This window comes from Streptomyces sp. MGP-P1, from assembly GCF_057766565.1.
Genome location: NZ_JBYMEM010000005.1, coordinates 565,402 through 581,495, shown reverse-complemented (window position 1 = coordinate 581,495; position 16,094 = coordinate 565,402). Strand labels below are relative to the sequence as shown.

Sequence of the window (16,094 nt, the reverse complement as noted above, 5' to 3'; positions counted from 1 at the left end):
CCCCTCGAACATCGGCGCGGTTCCGGATAGCCTCCGGCCATGTCCCAAGGTCAGTGGTACCCCCCGGAATGGCCCGACCGGATCCGGGCCCTCGCCGCCGGTGAGCTGACGGCCGTGACACCCCGGCGGGCCGCCACCGTGATGCTGCTCCGCGATCCGGGCGGGCACGAGGCGGGCGGGACGGGCGGCGATCCGGGCGGGACGGGCGGCGCGTCCGGTGGCCCTGTCGTGCACATGCTTCGCCGCCGGACCTCCATGGCCTTCGCCGGGGGCGCGTACGCCTATCCGGGTGGCGGGGTCGATCCGCGCGACGACGACCGGCTGATCGGGTGGGCCGGGCCCCCGCTGGAGGAGTGGGCCGCCCGGCTCGGGGTGGCGACGGTCACCGAGGCGCAGGCCGTCGTCTGCGCGGCGGTGCGCGAGACGTTCGAGGAGGCGGGCGTCCTCCTCGCCGGGCCGACCGCCGACACCGTGGTCGGCGACACGACCAGGGACGACTGGGAGGCCGACCGGGAGGCGCTGGTCGCCCGGGAGCTGTCCTTCGCGGAGTTCCTGGACCGGCGCGGCCTGGTGCTGCGCTCGGACCTGCTGGGCGCGTGGGCGCGCTGGATCACGCCGGAGTTCGAACCGCGCCGGTACGACACCTGGTTCTTCGTCGCCGCGCTCCCCGAGGGGCAGCGCACCCGGGACGTCTCCACCGAGGCCGACCGCACGGTGTGGATCGCCCCCGCCGACGCGGCCCGCCGCTACGACCGGGGCGAGCTGCTGATGATGCCGCCCACCGTGACCACGCTGCGAGCCCTCGCGCCGTACAGGACGGCCGCGGAGGCCCTCGGGGCGGCCTATGGGCAGGACATGGCCCCGGTCCTCGCGCAGGCCCGTCTGGAGGGCGGCGAACTGGTGCTGACCTGGCCGGGGCACGACGAGTTCACCAAGCACGTACCCGCGGCGGGCCCGGCAGGCGGTGGAGCGTGAGCGACGCGGCAGCCCTGCCCGGACAGCCGCGCGGAACCGTGGCCTCCGGCCCCGCCACCACCCGTACGGTCAACATCCTCGCGCCCAACCCGTCCGCGATGACGCTCGACGGGACGAACACCTGGATCGTGGCCGAGCCGGACTCCGACCTCGCGGTCGTCATCGATCCCGGGCCGCTCGACGACGTACACCTGCGGGCCGTGATCGGGGCTGTGGAGCGGTCCGGGCGGCGCGTGGGCCTCACGCTGCTCACCCATGGCCACCCCGACCACGCGGAGGGCGCGGGCCGGTTCGCGGAGCTGACGGGGACGAAGGTGCGAGCCCTGGACGCCGCGCTGCGGCTGGGCGACGAGGGCCTCGCGGCGGGCGACGTGATCACCACCGGCGGCCTGGAGCTGCGGGTCGTACCGACGCCCGGGCACACCGCGGACTCGCTCTCGTTCCATCTGCCCGCCGACCGGGCGGTGCTGACGGGCGACACGATCCTCGGCCGCGGCACGACGGTGGTCGCGCATCCGGACGGGCGCCTCGGCGACTACCTGGCCTCGCTCAGGCGGTTGCGGTCGCTGACGGTCGACGACGGCGTCCACACGGTGCTGCCGGGCCACGGCCCGGTGCTGGAGGACGCGCAGGGGGCGGTGGAGTTCTACCTGGCCCACCGCGCGCACCGGCTCGCCCAGGTGGAGACGGCGGTGGAGGCCGGGCACCGTACGCCGTCGGAGGTGGTGGCGACGGTGTACGCCGACGTGGACCGCTCCCTGTGGCCGGCCGCCGAGCTGTCGGTGCGGGCGCAGCTGGAGTACCTGACCGAGCACGGGCTGATCCAGAGCTGATCCGGGCCCCGCGCGGCGAAGGGCCTCGCGCGGCGAAGGGCCTCGCCGACGGACGTACCGGAGTGCGTACTCCGGTACGTGCCCCGGTCGGCGGGGCCCTTCGCGTACGGAAACGAGGTCAGCGCGAACGCTTCGCCAGCCGCTCCACGTCCAGCAGGATGACCGCACGGGCCTCCAGGCGCAGCCAGCCGCGGCCCGCGAAGTCCGCGAGCGCCTTGTTGACCGTCTCGCGGGAGGCGCCTACCAGCTGAGCCAACTCCTCCTGGGTGAGGTCGTGCACGACGTGGATGCCTTCCTCGGACTGGACGCCGAAGCGGCGCGACAGGTCCAGGAGGGCGCGGGCGACACGGCCCGGCACATCGGAGAAGACCAGGTCGGACATCTGGTCGTTGGTCTTGCGCAGTCGGCGGGCGACCGCGCGCAGCAGCGCGGTGGCCACCTCGGGCCGGGCGTTCAGCCAGGGCTGCAGGTCGCCGTGGCCGAGGCCGAGGAGCTTGACCTCGGTCAGCGCGGAGGCGGTCGCCGTACGGGGGCCCGGGTCGAAGAGCGACAGCTCCCCGATCAGCTCGCCGGGGCCGAGCACGGCCAGCATGTTCTCGCGCCCGTCGGGTGAGGTGCGGTGGAGCTTCACCTTGCCCTCGGTGACCACGTACAGGCGGTCACCCTGGTCGCCCTCGTGGAACAGCGCGTCTCCGCGCGCGAGGGTCACCTCACTCATCGAGGCGCGGAGCTCCGCGGCCTGCTCATCATCGAGCGCCGCGAAAAGCGGGGCGCGCCGCAGAACGTCGTCCACGAGTTCTCTCCTTGTCGGCCTGTTCAGGGAACCGTGGTCCCCATCATGCCGGACGGTAAAACAGTGCGATCAATCACAAACCAGTTTGACGCACGGGCGGGCCGGACCCTACGGCAGGGGGCCGATCGGGGGCGGATACGCCGTGACGGCGGTGGTTGTCGGTGCCTGGCTCTAGGCTGGCCGGGTGTCCAGAACGCCGGGGAGAGCGCAGGCCCAGGGGGCTGAAGCGGCCTTGCAGGGCAGCGATTCCGCTGTGGGCGAACAGCCCTGGCCGCGCCCGAAGAATGCCGCGAATGGCCCCCTCGGAGGGGCGCACGGCTTCCCCGGCGAGCCGGGGGAGTCGCTCCGGAAGTCGGCCAGGAGGTCCGCAGTGTCATCGTCGTCATCGCCAACGCCCGCCCAATCCGCCCAACCCGGCGAATCCAGCAAATCCGGCAAATCCGATAAAAAGGCCAAGCCTGCCACGGGGCGCGAGGCGGCCAAGGCCACGGCTGCCACGGCTGCCACGGCTGCCACGGCGCGGACGGCTGCCACGGCCAAGGCGGCCACGGTACGCAAGGCGCCCAAGGCGGCCAAGGCGCCGAAGGCGGAGTCGCACCTCGCGATGGTCCGCCGGGCCCGCCGGATCAACCGGGAGCTCGCCGAGGTCTATCCGTACGCCCATCCCGAGCTGGACTTCCGTAACCCGTTCGAGCTCCTCGTGGCCACGGTCCTCTCCGCCCAGACCACGGACCTGAGGGTCAACCAGACCACCCCCGCGCTCTTCGCCGCCTACCCCACCCCCGAGGACATGGCGGCGGCCGTGCCGGAAGAGATGGAGGAGATCATCCGGCCGACCGGGTTCTTCCGGGCGAAGACCAAGTCGCTGCTCGGCCTCTCGACCGCCCTCCGGGACGAGTTCGGCGGCGAGGTCCCGGGGCGGCTGGAGGACCTGGTGAAGCTGCCCGGCGTCGGCCGCAAGACCGCCAACGTGGTCCTGGGCAACGCCTTCGGCGTCCCCGGCATCACCGTCGACACGCACTTCGGGCGTCTGGTGCGGCGCTGGAAGTGGACCGACGAGGAGGACCCGGTGAAGGTCGAGGCGGTCGTCGCCGGGATCTTCCCCAAGAGCGAGTGGACGATGCTCTCGCACCGGGTGGTGTTCCACGGCCGCCGGATCTGCCACGCCCGCAAGCCCGCCTGCGGCGCCTGCCCCATCGCCCCGCTCTGTCCTTCGTACGGAGAGGGCGAGACCGATCCGGAGAAGGCCGGGAAGCTCCTCAAGTACGAGATGGGCGGCTATCCGGGCCAGCGGCTCAGCCCGCCCGCCGACTACCCGGGAAAGCCCGCCCCCGCGCTCGGGGCGGGGTGAGGGCGACGCCCCGCGCACGCCCCCCCCGCACTTCACCCCTCAGGACGGAACGGCTCGGAACGAAATGGCCGATGACAGGCGTTGTGACTCGACGGGGGTGCCTATGACGCACGCGCACACGCACACACACGGCACGACGCACGCCGGGAACGACCTCGCCGAGGGGCCGGGTCGCGGCGTTGGCGGCCGCGCTCCCGACCCGGCCGTCGCCATCACCACGGACGGCCTGCCCGCGTGGCTCGACCCCGTCGCGGCGGCAGCGCGCAGCGTCCAGCCGCAGCAGCTCAGCCGCTTCCTGCCGCCCGAGAGCGGGGTGGGCCGGCAGTCCGCCGTCCTGGTCCTGTTCGGCGAGGGGGAGCGCGGGCCCGAACTGCTGCTGATGGAGCGCTCCGTGACCCTGCGCTCCCACGCCGGGCAGCCGTCCTTCCCCGGCGGCGCGCTGGATCCCGAGGACGGCGACCAGGCCACCACCGGGCCCCTGCGGGCGGCGCTGCGCGAGGCCGAGGAGGAGACCGGGCTCGACCCCCGGGGCGTACAGCTCTTCGGCGTGCTGCCCCGGCTCTACATCCCGGTCAGCGGTTTCGTCGTGACGCCCGTGCTCGGCTGGTGGCGTGCGCCCAGCCCGGTCGGGGTGGTCGATCCAGCCGAGACGGCCCGGGTCTTCACGGTCCCCGTGGCGGATCTCACGGACCCCGCGAACCGGGCCACGGCCATCCACCCGAGCGGGCACAGCGGCCCGGCATTCCTGGTCGAATCGGCCCTGGTCTGGGGTTTCACCGCCGGAGTGATCGACCGGATTGTGCACTACGCGGGATGGGAACGCCCCTGGGACAGGGCCAGACAGGTGCCGCTCGACTGGCGCGCATGACACGCTGGCTGTCCTGCTGCGCTGTTCCGGGCCCGGCCCGGACCCCGTCACCACCGACGGGCCAGGTGACGAAACTGCGAGGCTACAGACGGTGAACGTGCTGGACATCCTGCTGCTGCTGGCTGCCGTGTGGTTCGCGGTCATCGGCTATCGCCAGGGTTTCGTCGTCGGCATCCTGTCGGTGATCGGCTTCCTCGGGGGCGGTCTCGTCGCCGTCTACCTGCTGCCGGTCATCTGGGACCGGGTGACCGAGGACGCCGAGGTCTCCACCGCCGTCGCCATCGGCGCGGTCGTCATCGTGATCGTCTGCGCCTCGGTCGGCCAGGCCTTCACCACCCACCTGGGCAACCGGCTCCGCCGGTACATCACGTGGTCGCCCGCGCGCGCCCTGGACGCCACCGGAGGCGCCCTGGTCAACGTGGTGGCCATGCTGCTGGTGGCCTGGATGATCGGCCTGCTGCTGGCGGGCACCTCGCTGCCGACCCTCGGCAAGGAGGTCCGCAACTCCTCGGTGCTGCTCGGGGTCGACCGGGTGATGCCGGAGCAGGCGCCCAGCTGGTTCCAGGACTTCTCCTCCGTCCTCGCGCAGAACGGCTTCCCGCAGGTCTTCAGCCCGTTCGCCAACGAGCCGATCACCGAGGTCAAGGCCCCGGACCCGGCGCTCGTGGGCAGCCCGGTGGCCGCCCGCGCCAAGAAGTCGATCGTCAAGGTCGTGGGCACGGCCCCGAGCTGCGGCAAGGTCCTCGAAGGCACCGGCTTCGTCTTCTCCGAGCGCCGGGTGATGACCAACGCCCATGTGGTCGGCGGTGTGGAGGAGCCCACCGTGCAGATCGGCGGCGAAGGCCGGCTGTACGACGCGAAGGTCGTCCTCTACGACTGGCAGCGCGACATCGCGGTCCTGGACGTCCCCGATCTCCGGGCCAGGCCACTGCAGTTCACCGGCCCGGACGACGACGCGGAGACCGGCGACAGCGCGATCGTCGCGGGCTTCCCCGAGAACGGCGCGTACGACGTGCGCTCGGCCCGCGTCCGCGCCCGCATCGACGCCGACGGCCCGGACATCTACCACCGGGGCACGGTGCGCCGCGATGTGTACTCGCTCTACGCGACGGTGCGCCAGGGCAACTCGGGCGGCCCGCTGCTCACTCCGGACGGAAAGGTGTACGGAGTGGTGTTCGCCAAGTCGCTGGACGACCCGGAGACCGGTTACGCGCTGACGGCCGACGAGATCCGCGAGGACATCGAGATCGGCCGCGAGGCCAACCAGCAGGTCGACAGCCAGGGCTGCGCCCTCTAGGGCCGGAACGAGCACTCTAGGGCGTGTCCGACATCCCTGCCGGACACCCCTGGCGTCCGGCCCGGCCGGGCCGGTGAGGGTCAGTTACGGGGGTGTCGGAGCCGTGCCGAGACCCAGCGGGCCCGACGGCGGAGGATGCGCGGAATCCCGAGGCGGGAACGGTGAAGGTCATGCACACCGTGCACCCGGCCCCGGAGGCCGCCCCCTTCATGAGTGCTCACACCGGCTGACGCGGTGGAGCGGCGGTTGCGTGCTTCGTCAGTGAAGTCGTGCGTCCAGCCCATACCCCGACGTCTGCCCGTGACCCAAGGTCGGTAATCGTGCGAGAGTCAGCCAATTGGCCTATGCGGCGGGCAATTGGCTGTTCGTCGGACACGCGTGCCCGTGACGGGCGGGCGGCTACCGGTCGGGCTCGGGGTCCTTGAGCCAGTTGATGAGTTCGGTGGAGAAGCCGATCGGATCCTCCTCGTGCGGGAAGTGCCCGACACCGTCGAAAAGTCGCCACCGGTAGGGCGCCTCGACGTACTGGCCGGACCCGGCCGAACTACGGGTGCGGACCGCCGGATCGAGCGACCCGTGCAGGTGCAGCGTGGGCACCCGGACCGGACGCTTCATCCGCCGGTTGAACTGGATCCCGTCCGGACGCGCCATCGACCGCACCATCCAGCGGTACGGCTCGATCGAGCAGTGGGCGGTGGAGGGGATGCTCATGGCCCGCCGGTAGGCGTCCAGGGTCTCCTCGTCGGGAAAGTCCGGGGTGCGGGGGCCCGCCCAGTCCTGGATGAGGCTCCCGACCAGCGCCGCGTCGTCCGCGAGGAGCTGACGCTCCGGAAGCCACGGGCGCTGGAAGCCCCAGACGTACGAACCGGCCCGCGACTGCGCGAAGTCGGACAGCATCGACGAGCGCCAGCGGCGGGGGTGCGGCATGGAGGAGACGGCGAGCCGGCGGACCAGCTTGGGGCGCATCACGGCGGCCGTCCAGGCGAGGTAGCCGCCGAGGTCGTGGCCGACCAGGGCGGCGTCGGGCTCACCCAGGGAGCGGATCACCCCGGTGACGTCGAGGGCCAGGTTGGCGGGGTCGTAACCGCGTGGTGTTCGGTCGCTGCCGCCCACCCCCCGCAGGTCCATCGCGACCGCCCGGAACCCCGCGTCGGCGAGCGCCGGCAGCTGGTGGCGCCAGGTCCACCAGAACTGCGGGAAGCCGTGCAGCAGGAGCACCAGCGGCCCCTCGCCCATCTCCGCGATGTGGAACCGCGCACCGTTGGCCGCCACGTCGCGGTGGGTCCAGGGGCCGTCGAGGCGCACCGGGCCACCGGCGGCGGCCCGGCCCGCGGGGCTCGTGGCCGGTTCGGCCGGGGCTGCCGGACCCATCGGGCCGAATGCGCTGGAATCGGGAACCGTCATGTGGACGAGCGTGCCACAACGGCGGCCCTGCCCTTACCGGTGTTCTTACCGGCGTCCTTCGCGGAGCCGCTCTCGACGCTCTTCCTCGCCAGGCTGCTGCCGGAGCGCTCGATGATCGCGTCGGCCGCGATCGACGGGCGCGGGTGCGGCTTGGCCTTCTGCAGGACGGCGGCGGTCTGCTTGGCGGAGGCGATGGACTTCTCCGGCGGCTTGATCTTCTTGAACTTCCGCAGGCCGATGAATCCGATCAGGGCGGCCAGGATGATGAAGGCGCCCGCCACGATCAGGAAGGACCACGCCAGGCCCAGGCCCAGGTTGTGGATCCCGTACGCGGCCGCGAAGCTCAGCATCGGCATCGTGAACAGCAGCAGTACGCCCGCGGCGATGAACGCCGCGCTGCCGATCGCCCCGCGCTTGACGTCCTGCCGTACCTCCGCCTTGGCCAGGGCGATCTCGTCGTGCACCAGCGCGGACATCTCGGCCGTCGCCGTGGCGACCAACTGCCCGATGCTGCGGTCCGCACTGCCCGCGTAGTTGCCGGGGTCGCTCATCCCTGACTCCCTCTCCGTCTTCGACACGTCCGATGTCAGATCATGCCGGACTGTTCGTCTCGTCGCGCGCTGCCCCCGCCCGCTCTTCGGCGAGACGGCGGTGTTCTGCCGCCTTCCGCTCGTGGATGGCGGCCATCCGCAGGTGATATTCCGGATCATCCTGCTCGTAGACGTCGGGTACCCCGGATTCGTCCTCGTCCAGCTCCTCGGCCTCGTACAGCTCCTTGTACCTGCGTACCCGGAGTTTCAGCAGTACGCAGGCGAGCAGGGCCGCGATCAACGAACCGAGCAGTACAGCGGCCTTGATCTCGTTGATCATCTCCGGGTCGCCCTCGAAGGCCAGCTCCCCGATGAGCAGCGAGACGGTGAACCCGATGCCGGCGAGCGAGGCGAGTGCCAGGACATCCGCCCAGGCCAGGTCCTTGTTCAGCTCCGCCTTGGTGAAGCGGGCGGCGAGGTAGGTGCCGCCGAAGATGCCGACGGTCTTGCCGACGACGAGACCGAGGACGACGCCGAGCGTTTCGGGCCGGGTGAAGACACCGGCCAGCGCCTCACCGTTCAGCGCGACCCCGGCCGAGAACAGGGCGAACAGCGGGACGGCGATCCCGGCGGACAGTGGGCGGACCAGGTGTTCGATGTGCTCGCCCGGGGAGTGCTTCTCTCCCTCGCGACGGGTGCAGCGCAGCATGAGTCCCATCGCGACCCCGGCGATGGTGGCGTGGATGCCGCTGTTGTACATCAGGCCCCAGATGACCAGGGCGAGCGGAACGTAGACGTACCAGCCCCGGACGTCGAAGCGGAGGAGGAAGTGGAAGACGACCAGGCCGAGGACGGCCCCGCCGAGCGCCAGGAAGTTCAGGTCCGAGGTGAAGAACACCGCGATGATCAGGATCGCGAAGAGGTCGTCGACGACGGCCAGGGTCAGCAGGAAGGCCCGCAGTGCGGACGGCAGCGAGGTGCCGATCACCGCGAGGACGGCGAGCGCGAAGGCGATGTCGGTGGCGGTGGGGACGGCCCAGCCGTTCGTCGAGCCGCCGCCGACGACCACGGTGAGGAAGTAGACGAGGGCGGGCACCGCCATGCCGCACAGCGCCGCCACCACCGGGAGGGCCGCGGCCTTCGGATCGCGGAGTTCGCCCGCCACCAGTTCGCGCTTGAGTTCGACGCCGGCCACGAAGAAGAAGACCGCGAGCAGCCCGTCCGCCGCCCAGTGCGCGACGGAGAGGTCCAGGCCGATGGCGTCGATGCCGAAGTGGAACTTGCTGACCGCTTCGTACGAGTCGCCGAAGGCGTTGGCCCAGACGAGGGCGGCGACCGCCGCGGCCAGCAGGAGCACCCCGCCGACCGTCTCGGTGCGGAGCGCTTCCGCCACGTAGTTCCGCTCGGTGAGCGAGAGCCGGCCGAGCAGCGGGCGCCGCGGCGGGACGGGCGGCGCGGGCGGGTTGGGCGGTGCCACGAGAGGACCTCCAGGTCAGGGGCGGCATGAGGGCATGGCTGATGGACATGCCGACCAGACTTCCCGGCGCCCCTGTGGAGATGTTCTCTGCAGTTGTGTGAAGCGCCCACTCTACCGGGGGCGTGAGGAGTGGGACCGTATGAGGTGATCTTCAGACTAAATGCCCGATGGGCACCCGGCGCGTTGCCGGATGCCCATCGGAGCCGTACTCCGTAGCTCTGTGCCTGTGTAGCCCTGTGTCTGTTCTGCGCCTGCTCTGTTCTGTGCTGTCGGTTCTGTCGGTCCTAGTCCTCGGACGAGGAGGACGGCAGCTGGGTGGTGATCAGGTCCATCACGGAGGAGTCGGTCAGCGTGGTGACGTCGCCCAGTTCGCGGTTCTCGGCGACGTCGCGGAGGAGGCGGCGCATGATCTTGCCGGAGCGGGTCTTGGGCAGCTCGGCGACCGGCAGGACCCGCTTGGGCTTCGCGATCGGACCGAGGGTCGTGCCGACGTGGTTGCGCAGGTCGGCGACCAGTTCGTCCGAGGCTGTGGCGGTGCCGCGCAGGATCACGAACGCCACGATGGCCTGGCCGGTCGTCTCGTCCGCGGCGCCGACCACGGCGGCCTCGGCGACCGACGGGTGGGAGACGAGGGCGGACTCGACCTCGGTGGTGGAGATGTTGTGCCCGGAGACGAGCATGACGTCGTCGACCCGGCCGAGCAGCCAGATGTCGCCGTCCTCGTCCTTCTTCGCACCGTCGCCCGCGAAGTACTTGCCCTCGAAGCGCGACCAGTAGGTGTCGATGAACCGCTGGTCGTCGCCCCAGATGGTGCGGAGCATGGAGGGCCACGGCTCGGTGAGGACGAGGTAGCCGCCCCCGCCGTCCGGCACCTCGTTGGCGTCGTCGTCCACGACGGTGGCGGCGATGCCCGGCAGCGCGCGCTGGGCGCTTCCCGGCTTCGTCTCCGTCACACCGGGCAGCGGCGAGATCATCATCGCGCCGGTCTCGGTCTGCCACCAGGTGTCCACGATGGGGCACGTGTCGGCGCCGATGTTCTTCCGGTACCACATCCACGCCTCGGGGTTGATCGGCTCACCGACCGATCCGAGGACGCGGAGGCTGCTCAGGTCGAACTTCGCGGGGATGTCGTCGCCCCACTTCATGAACGTACGGATCGCCGTGGGGGCGGTGTAGAGGATCGTGACGCCGTACTTCTGCACGATCTCCCAGAACCGGCCCTGGTGCGGGGTGTCCGGGGTGCCCTCGTACATGACCTGCGTCGCACCGTTGGCCAGCGGCCCGTAGACGATGTACGAGTGCCCGGTGACCCAGCCGATGTCGGCGGTGCACCAGTAGACGTCGGACTCGGGCTTCAGGTCGAAGACCGCGTTGTGCGTGTACGACGCCTGGGTGAGGTAACCGCCGGAGGTGTGCAGGATGCCCTTCGGCTTACCCGTGGTGCCCGAGGTGTAGAGGATGAAGAGCGGCTGCTCCGCCTCGAAGGCCTCGGGGGTGTGCTCGGCGGACTGCCGGGCGGTGATCTCGTGCCACCAGACGTCGCGGCCCTCGGTCCACGCCGTGTCCTGGCCGGTGCGGCGGACGACGAGGACGTGCTCGACGCTCTCGAACCGCGAGACGGCGTCGTCGACCGCGGGCTTGAGCGCGGAGGGCTTGCCGCGGCGGTAGCCGCCGTCGGCCGTGATGACGACCTTGGCGTCCGCGTCCTTGATACGGGCGGCGATGGCGTCGGCCGAGAAGCCGCCGAAGACCACGGAGTGCGCGGCGCCGATGCGGGCGCAGGCCAGCATCGCGATGGCGGCCTCGGGGATCATGGGCAGGTAGACGGCGACTCGGTCGCCCTTGCCGACGCCCAATTCGGTCAGGGCGTTGGCGGCGCGGGAGACCTCGTCCTTCAGCTCCGCGTAGGTGATGGCCCGGCTGTCGCCCGGCTCGCCCTCGAAGTGGATGGCGACCCGGTCGCCGTTGCCCGCCTCGACGTGGCGGTCCACGCAGTTGTACGCGACGTTCAGCTTGCCGTCCGCGAACCACTTCGCGAAGGGCGGGTTGCTCCAGTCGAGGGTCTCGGTCGGCTCGGTGGCCCACGTCAGGCGGCGGGCCTGCTCGGCCCAGAAGCCCAGCCGGTCCGCCTCGGCCTGCTCGTACGCCTCTGCGGTGACGTTGGCGTTGGCGGCCAGAGCGGCAGGCGGAGCGAATTTCCGCTCTTCCCGAAGCAGATTGGCCAGGCTCTCGTTACTCACGACTTCTCCCAGTCCCAGGGTGTCCGTTGTGTCCCGGGGCATAGCTCATCAGGCGCGGGGCCAGGTGACAAGGGCCTGCCGGGAATTGGTTTAGACCTGTGTCTTCGTGTATGGGGCCATGATCCCGCCCCGCGGTCGAGGGTCGCCGCGCGACGCGTGGCGCGGTGCAGTTCCGTCCCCGTCGGGGCGCGTCGAGGCGTGCCGAGGCGTCCGGTCTGGCGAGGCGGTCGGCCGTGTCGGTCGGGTGTGGCGGGTGGGTGTGATGCGTGGGTGTGGCGGGTGCGATCCGGATCGGGGTCGCACGGTTGCACGGGCCCGGGGCGCGTCCGGTTCAGACCGAAGGCATTCGGGCTATTTGATGACTCTTGATGGTGAATAAGCAGCTTTTCATTCGGTATGTCGCCCGCGCCGTGCGGAACCGTGTGCGAATTTGGCCGCGCCGTGTCGGCACTTCAACGCAAATAACCTGCAAGGAAGAGGGTGGGCGGATGATGGCCGCCACGAAGAGGATCACCTTGGGCGTCATGTCCACGGCCTTGGTCGCCGTGCTCGCGGGCTGTTCCGGAGCCGGATCCGGAGGGTCCGCGTCAGGGGGCGCCGGAGCCGACACGGAGAAGGGCGCTCACGGCGCCAAGGAGAACCCCCCGGCCGCCGCCCCGAAGAACGCGGTCAAGCTCATCGGCGACGGGTCCACCGCCTTCACCGGCGCCCAGCCGAAGATTCCGGCCGTCGAACGCCTGGCGCCCGGCGAGAAGCCTCCCCAGTTCGTGGTCTTCTCCTGGGACGGAGCCGGAGAGGACAGCCAGAAACTCTTCTCGCACTTCCGCGGCGTGGCCAAGAAGTACAACGCCAAGATGACGTACTTCCTCAGCGGCGTGTACCTGCTGCCGGAGGAGAAGAAGGACCTCTACAACCCGCCCCAGCACGCGCCGGGCCGTTCCGACATCGGCTTCAACGACACCGAGGGCATCCGCGACACCCTCAACGAGGTGCGTGCCGCGTGGCTGGAAGGCAACGAGATCGGCACCCACTTCAACGGCCACTTCTGCGGCAAGGACGGCGGCGTCGGGACCTGGTCCGTCGATGAGTGGAAGAGCGAGATCAGCCAGGCGAAAGCTTTCGTCAAGGGCTGGAAGACCAACACTCCGGAGCTGAAGGGCGAGGCCCCGCTCCCCTTCGACTACGACAAGGAACTGGTCGGCGCCCGCACCCCGTGCCTCGAAGGCCAGAAGAACATGGTCGCCGCCGCCCGGACCATGGGCTTCCGCTACGACTCCAGCGGCGTCGGCAACCAGGTCTGGCCCAAGAAGAAGGACGGGGTCTGGGACATTCCGCTCCAGCTCGTCCCGATGCCGGGCCGCGCCTTCGAGACCCTCTCGATGGACTACAACTTCATGGTCAACCAGTCCGGTACAGCCACCCAGGGGGACCCCTCCCAGCACGAGTACTGGGGCAACCAAATGCGGGACGGGCTGCTTCAGGCCTTCGACCGCTCGTACAACGGCAACCGGGCACCTCTGATCATCGGCAACCACTTCGAGTCCTGGAACGGCGGCACCTACATGCGCGCCATCGAGGAGACCATCGCGCAGGTGTGTACCAAGGAGGGCGTGCGCTGCGTGTCCTTCCGTCAACTCGCCGACTGGCTGGACGCACAGGACCCGAAGACGCTGGCCAAGCTCACCACGCTCGGCGTCGGCGAGGCGCCCAAGACGGGCTGGTCGTCCTACCTCGGCACCCAACAGGCCGCCGCCCGACCCGAGGACAAGGGCGCGGACAAGGACCGGGGCGAGGACAAGGACCAGGGCAAGGACCAGAGCCAGGGCAAGGACCAGGGCCAGGGCAACGGTCAGGGCGAAGGCAAGGACCAGGCCCCGGCCGAGGGCGCCGGAGAGGCCCCTGACCAGGCACCGGACCAGGCTCCGGGCGGGGATGCCGGAGAGACCCCTGACCAGGCCCCGGATCGGGCTCTGGGCACTGCCTCGGGTCAGGGTGACGCGGGTTCGGTTCCAGCCGGAGCGACTGGCTGAAACGCCGAGGGAACGCCGGCCGAAGCATCGGCCGATCGCGCCCGCTGCATCGTTCGCTCCCTCGTCGGCCACCGAGAGGCGGCCGGCGAGGGGACCGACGAAAGGCGGCGGACGAAGGCGGCGGACGAAAGACGGCCGACGAAAGACTGCCGACGAAAGACTGCCGACGAGGGGGGCCCGTGCGATGAGTCAGGCGGGTGCGGTCACGCCCGCTTCTGCGTGGCGTTCGTCGAGCACGAAGGCGGGGTCGACCTGGGCGGCCAGGTCGGCACCGGTCTTCTCGTTGCCCCAGCTCTCGGCGTTCTTCAGGTGGAAGTGCACCATCTGCCGCGTGTAGCGCTCCCAGTCACGCGACCCGTACGAGTCCTCGGCCGCGTCCTGCAGCGTCTGCAGAGCCATCCGATTGTCGGCCTCCAGCAGCTCGAACCTGGACGGCAGCCCCTTCTCCATCGACCGCACCCAGTCGGAGTGGCCGATCCCGATCAGCAGGTCGTCGCCGACCTCCGCACGCAGGAACTCCAGGTCGTCCGGGCCCTGCACCTTGTTCCCGACGACCTTCAGGGCGACGCCGAAGTCGCGTGCGTACTCCTTGTACTGGCGATAGACGGACACCCCCTTACGGGTCGGCTCCGCAACCAGGAACGTCATGTCGAAGCGCGTGAACATACCCGAGGCGAACGAGTCCGAGCCGGCCGTCATATCGACCACGACGTACTCGTCGGGGCCGTCGACCAGGTGGTTGAGGCAGAGCTCCACGGCCCCGACCTTCGAGTGGTAGCAGGCCACTCCGAGATCGGACTCCGTGAAGGGCCCCGTCGCCATCAGCCGGACGCCCCCGTCGTCCAGCCGAACCGGGCGCGCGCAGGCCGAGTAGATCGGGTTGTCCTCGCGGACCCGCAGCAGTCGGGAGCCCTCGCCGGGCGGAGTCGTCTTGATCATCGTCTCGGCGGAGGCGATACGGGGGTTGGCGCCCCGCAGGTAGTCCTTGATGAGCGGGAGGTGCGCCCCCATGGCGGGCAGCGCGGCGGCTTCTGCCTCGTCCAGGCCGAGAGCGGCCCCCAGGTGCTGGTTGATATCGGCGTCCACGGCGATGACGTGGGCTTCGTTGGCGGCGAGGTGGCGGATGAAGAGCGAGGACAGCGTGGTCTTTCCGCTGCCGCCCTTCCCGACGAAAGCGATCTTCATGTTCACCTAGGGTAGCGGGTTCATTGCGTTCTGCTGTCACTGTTCGTGAAGAAGGCCACTTGCGGGTGGGGGTGGTACGGGCGTGGTGGGCGCGTAGCCTCGCTACTTATGAGTACGACTGCCTCTGACCCGCTCGCCGCGCTCGGTTCCCTGCCCGGCGTCCCCGATGCCGTGGACTCCGTGCGCAAGGCCGTCGACCGGGTCTACGGTCATCGCGTCATGCGACGCCGCAGCACTGAGGTCACGGCCGAAGCCGCACTGCGGGGTTCGCGTGGTTCGGCCGCGCTGGCCGGTGCCGACTGGAACCTCGAGGAGGTGCGTCGGCGTACCGACTTCAGCGGTGAGGACGAGGCGCGCATGGTCGGCGCCGCGCTGAGGCTCACCGCGGAGGCTGGGCAACTCCTTTCCATCTGGCGACAGTCACCCCTACGGGTGCTGGCTCGGTTGCATCTGGTGGCGGCCGGCGGAGCGACTCCCGACGACGCGGTGGTGGGGCGCCCTCGACTGGCGGGTGAATCCGTCGACGAGCCGCTGATCGAGGCACCTGTTCCCGGGGCCGAGGAGGTCGCCGGACGGCTCGAAGGGCTTTCGCGGCTGATCATTGCGGGCGGCAGCGCCCCCGCGCTGGTCACGGCCGCCGTGGTGCACGGCGAGCTGCTGGCGTTGCGTCCGTTCGGCTCGCACAACGGTCTGGTGGCCCGGACCGCCGAGCGCATCGTGCTGATCGGCAGCGGGCTCGACCCGAAGTCGATCTGCCCGGCCGAGGTGGGACACGCGGAGCAGGGCCGGGCGGCCTATGTCGCGGCGTTCGAGGGCTATACGGCCGGGACCCCGGATGGCATGGCGGCCTGGATCACCCACTGCGGGCGCTCCGTCGAGCTGGGTGTGCGCGAGTCGACCGCGGTGTGCGAGGCGCTTCAGCGCGGCGCAGCCTGAGGAGCCCTGCCGCTGCCCGGGGGCCCGACGCCGACTCGGACCGGTAGCGGATCGGGCCGATGCCGGATCGGGCCGATGCCGGATCGAGGCCCGCGGGATCGAGGTCGACGCGGCCTCCGGAGCGCATGTGGCCGCAACGCTCAACGCTCGACGTGTCTTCGGTCGAAAGTGGCCC

14 protein-coding genes are annotated in these 16,094 nt (G+C 70.7%); 7 read left to right on the top strand and 7 right to left on the bottom strand.

The window, feature by feature from the left end; translation table 11 throughout:
• Nucleotides 1-39 precede the first annotated feature (39 nt).
• Both AC3CH1_RS12015 and AC3CH1_RS12010 read left to right on the top strand, forming a co-directional pair.
• Nucleotides 40-975 carry an NUDIX hydrolase gene (locus tag AC3CH1_RS12015; RefSeq protein WP_488462890.1) on the top strand — a complete coding sequence of 312 codons (936 nt, stop codon included), beginning with the start codon at nucleotides 40-42 and terminating at the stop codon, nucleotides 973-975.
• Nucleotides 972-1,808, top strand: coding sequence for an MBL fold metallo-hydrolase (locus AC3CH1_RS12010; protein ID WP_488462889.1), 837 nt, complete (start codon nucleotides 972-974; stop codon nucleotides 1,806-1,808). The genes AC3CH1_RS12015 and AC3CH1_RS12010 overlap by 4 nt, the downstream gene beginning before the upstream one ends.
• A gap of 118 nt (nucleotides 1,809-1,926) precedes the next feature.
• Here AC3CH1_RS12010 and AC3CH1_RS12005 read toward each other — a convergent pair whose 3' ends face one another.
• Nucleotides 1,927-2,601 (bottom strand): Crp/Fnr family transcriptional regulator, encoded by a 675-nt coding sequence (locus AC3CH1_RS12005; RefSeq protein WP_003967450.1) that lies wholly within the window; start codon nucleotides 2,599-2,601, stop codon nucleotides 1,927-1,929.
• Between the two features lie 370 nt (nucleotides 2,602-2,971).
• Between AC3CH1_RS12005 and nth the strand changes: the two genes are divergently transcribed.
• From nth to AC3CH1_RS11990, 3 genes are all read left to right on the top strand, one after another.
• The gene (nth, locus tag AC3CH1_RS12000) at nucleotides 2,972-3,952 is read left to right on the top strand and encodes an endonuclease III (protein ID WP_488462888.1); all 981 of its coding nucleotides are present in this window, start codon (nucleotides 2,972-2,974) and stop codon (nucleotides 3,950-3,952) included.
• A 103-nt stretch (nucleotides 3,953-4,055) separates the two neighbouring features.
• Nucleotides 4,056-4,820, top strand: coding sequence for an NUDIX hydrolase (locus tag AC3CH1_RS11995; RefSeq protein WP_488462887.1), 765 nt, complete (start codon nucleotides 4,056-4,058; stop codon nucleotides 4,818-4,820).
• 91 nt (nucleotides 4,821-4,911) lie between these two features.
• On the top strand, nucleotides 4,912-6,117 hold the full coding sequence (locus tag AC3CH1_RS11990; RefSeq protein ID WP_488462886.1) for a MarP family serine protease: 1,206 nt from the start codon (nucleotides 4,912-4,914) through the stop codon (nucleotides 6,115-6,117).
• A gap of 80 nt (nucleotides 6,118-6,197) precedes the next feature.
• Here AC3CH1_RS11990 and AC3CH1_RS11985 read toward each other — a convergent pair whose 3' ends face one another.
• From AC3CH1_RS11985 to acs, 5 genes are all read right to left on the bottom strand, one after another.
• Entirely contained in the window at nucleotides 6,198-6,401 is a 204-nt protein-coding gene (locus tag AC3CH1_RS11985) for a hypothetical protein (protein WP_488462885.1), read from the bottom strand.
• 115 nt (nucleotides 6,402-6,516) lie between these two features.
• Nucleotides 6,517-7,521: an alpha/beta fold hydrolase gene (locus AC3CH1_RS11980; RefSeq protein ID WP_488462884.1), complete on the bottom strand. Its 1,005-nt coding sequence runs from the start codon at nucleotides 7,519-7,521 to the stop codon at nucleotides 6,517-6,519.
• Nucleotides 7,518-8,072, bottom strand: a complete 555-nt coding sequence (locus AC3CH1_RS11975; RefSeq protein ID WP_488462883.1) for a phage holin family protein — start codon at nucleotides 8,070-8,072, stop codon at nucleotides 7,518-7,520. The genes AC3CH1_RS11980 and AC3CH1_RS11975 overlap by 4 nt, the downstream gene beginning before the upstream one ends.
• A 40-nt stretch (nucleotides 8,073-8,112) precedes the next feature.
• A complete protein-coding gene (gene nhaA / locus AC3CH1_RS11970; protein ID WP_488462882.1) occupies nucleotides 8,113-9,528 on the bottom strand; it encodes a Na+/H+ antiporter NhaA in 1,416 nt (471 codons plus the stop codon).
• A gap of 284 nt (nucleotides 9,529-9,812) precedes the next feature.
• Nucleotides 9,813-11,810, bottom strand: a complete 1,998-nt coding sequence (gene acs, locus AC3CH1_RS11965; RefSeq protein WP_488462881.1) for an acetate--CoA ligase — start codon at nucleotides 11,808-11,810, stop codon at nucleotides 9,813-9,815.
• Nucleotides 11,811-12,256: 446 nt separating this feature from the next.
• Here acs and AC3CH1_RS11960 point away from each other — a divergent pair, with 446 nt between their 5' ends.
• On the top strand, nucleotides 12,257-13,798 hold the full coding sequence (locus tag AC3CH1_RS11960; protein ID WP_488462880.1) for a polysaccharide deacetylase family protein: 1,542 nt from the start codon (nucleotides 12,257-12,259) through the stop codon (nucleotides 13,796-13,798).
• Between the two features lie 189 nt (nucleotides 13,799-13,987).
• Here AC3CH1_RS11960 and AC3CH1_RS11955 read toward each other — a convergent pair whose 3' ends face one another.
• Nucleotides 13,988-14,983, bottom strand: a complete 996-nt coding sequence (locus AC3CH1_RS11955) for an ATP-binding protein (RefSeq protein ID WP_488462879.1) — start codon at nucleotides 14,981-14,983, stop codon at nucleotides 13,988-13,990.
• A 108-nt stretch (nucleotides 14,984-15,091) separates the two neighbouring features.
• Here AC3CH1_RS11955 and AC3CH1_RS11950 point away from each other — a divergent pair, with 108 nt between their 5' ends.
• Entirely contained in the window at nucleotides 15,092-15,919 is an 828-nt protein-coding gene (locus AC3CH1_RS11950; RefSeq protein ID WP_488462878.1) for a Fic family protein, read from the top strand.
• The last annotated feature ends 175 nt before the right edge of the window (nucleotides 15,920-16,094 follow it).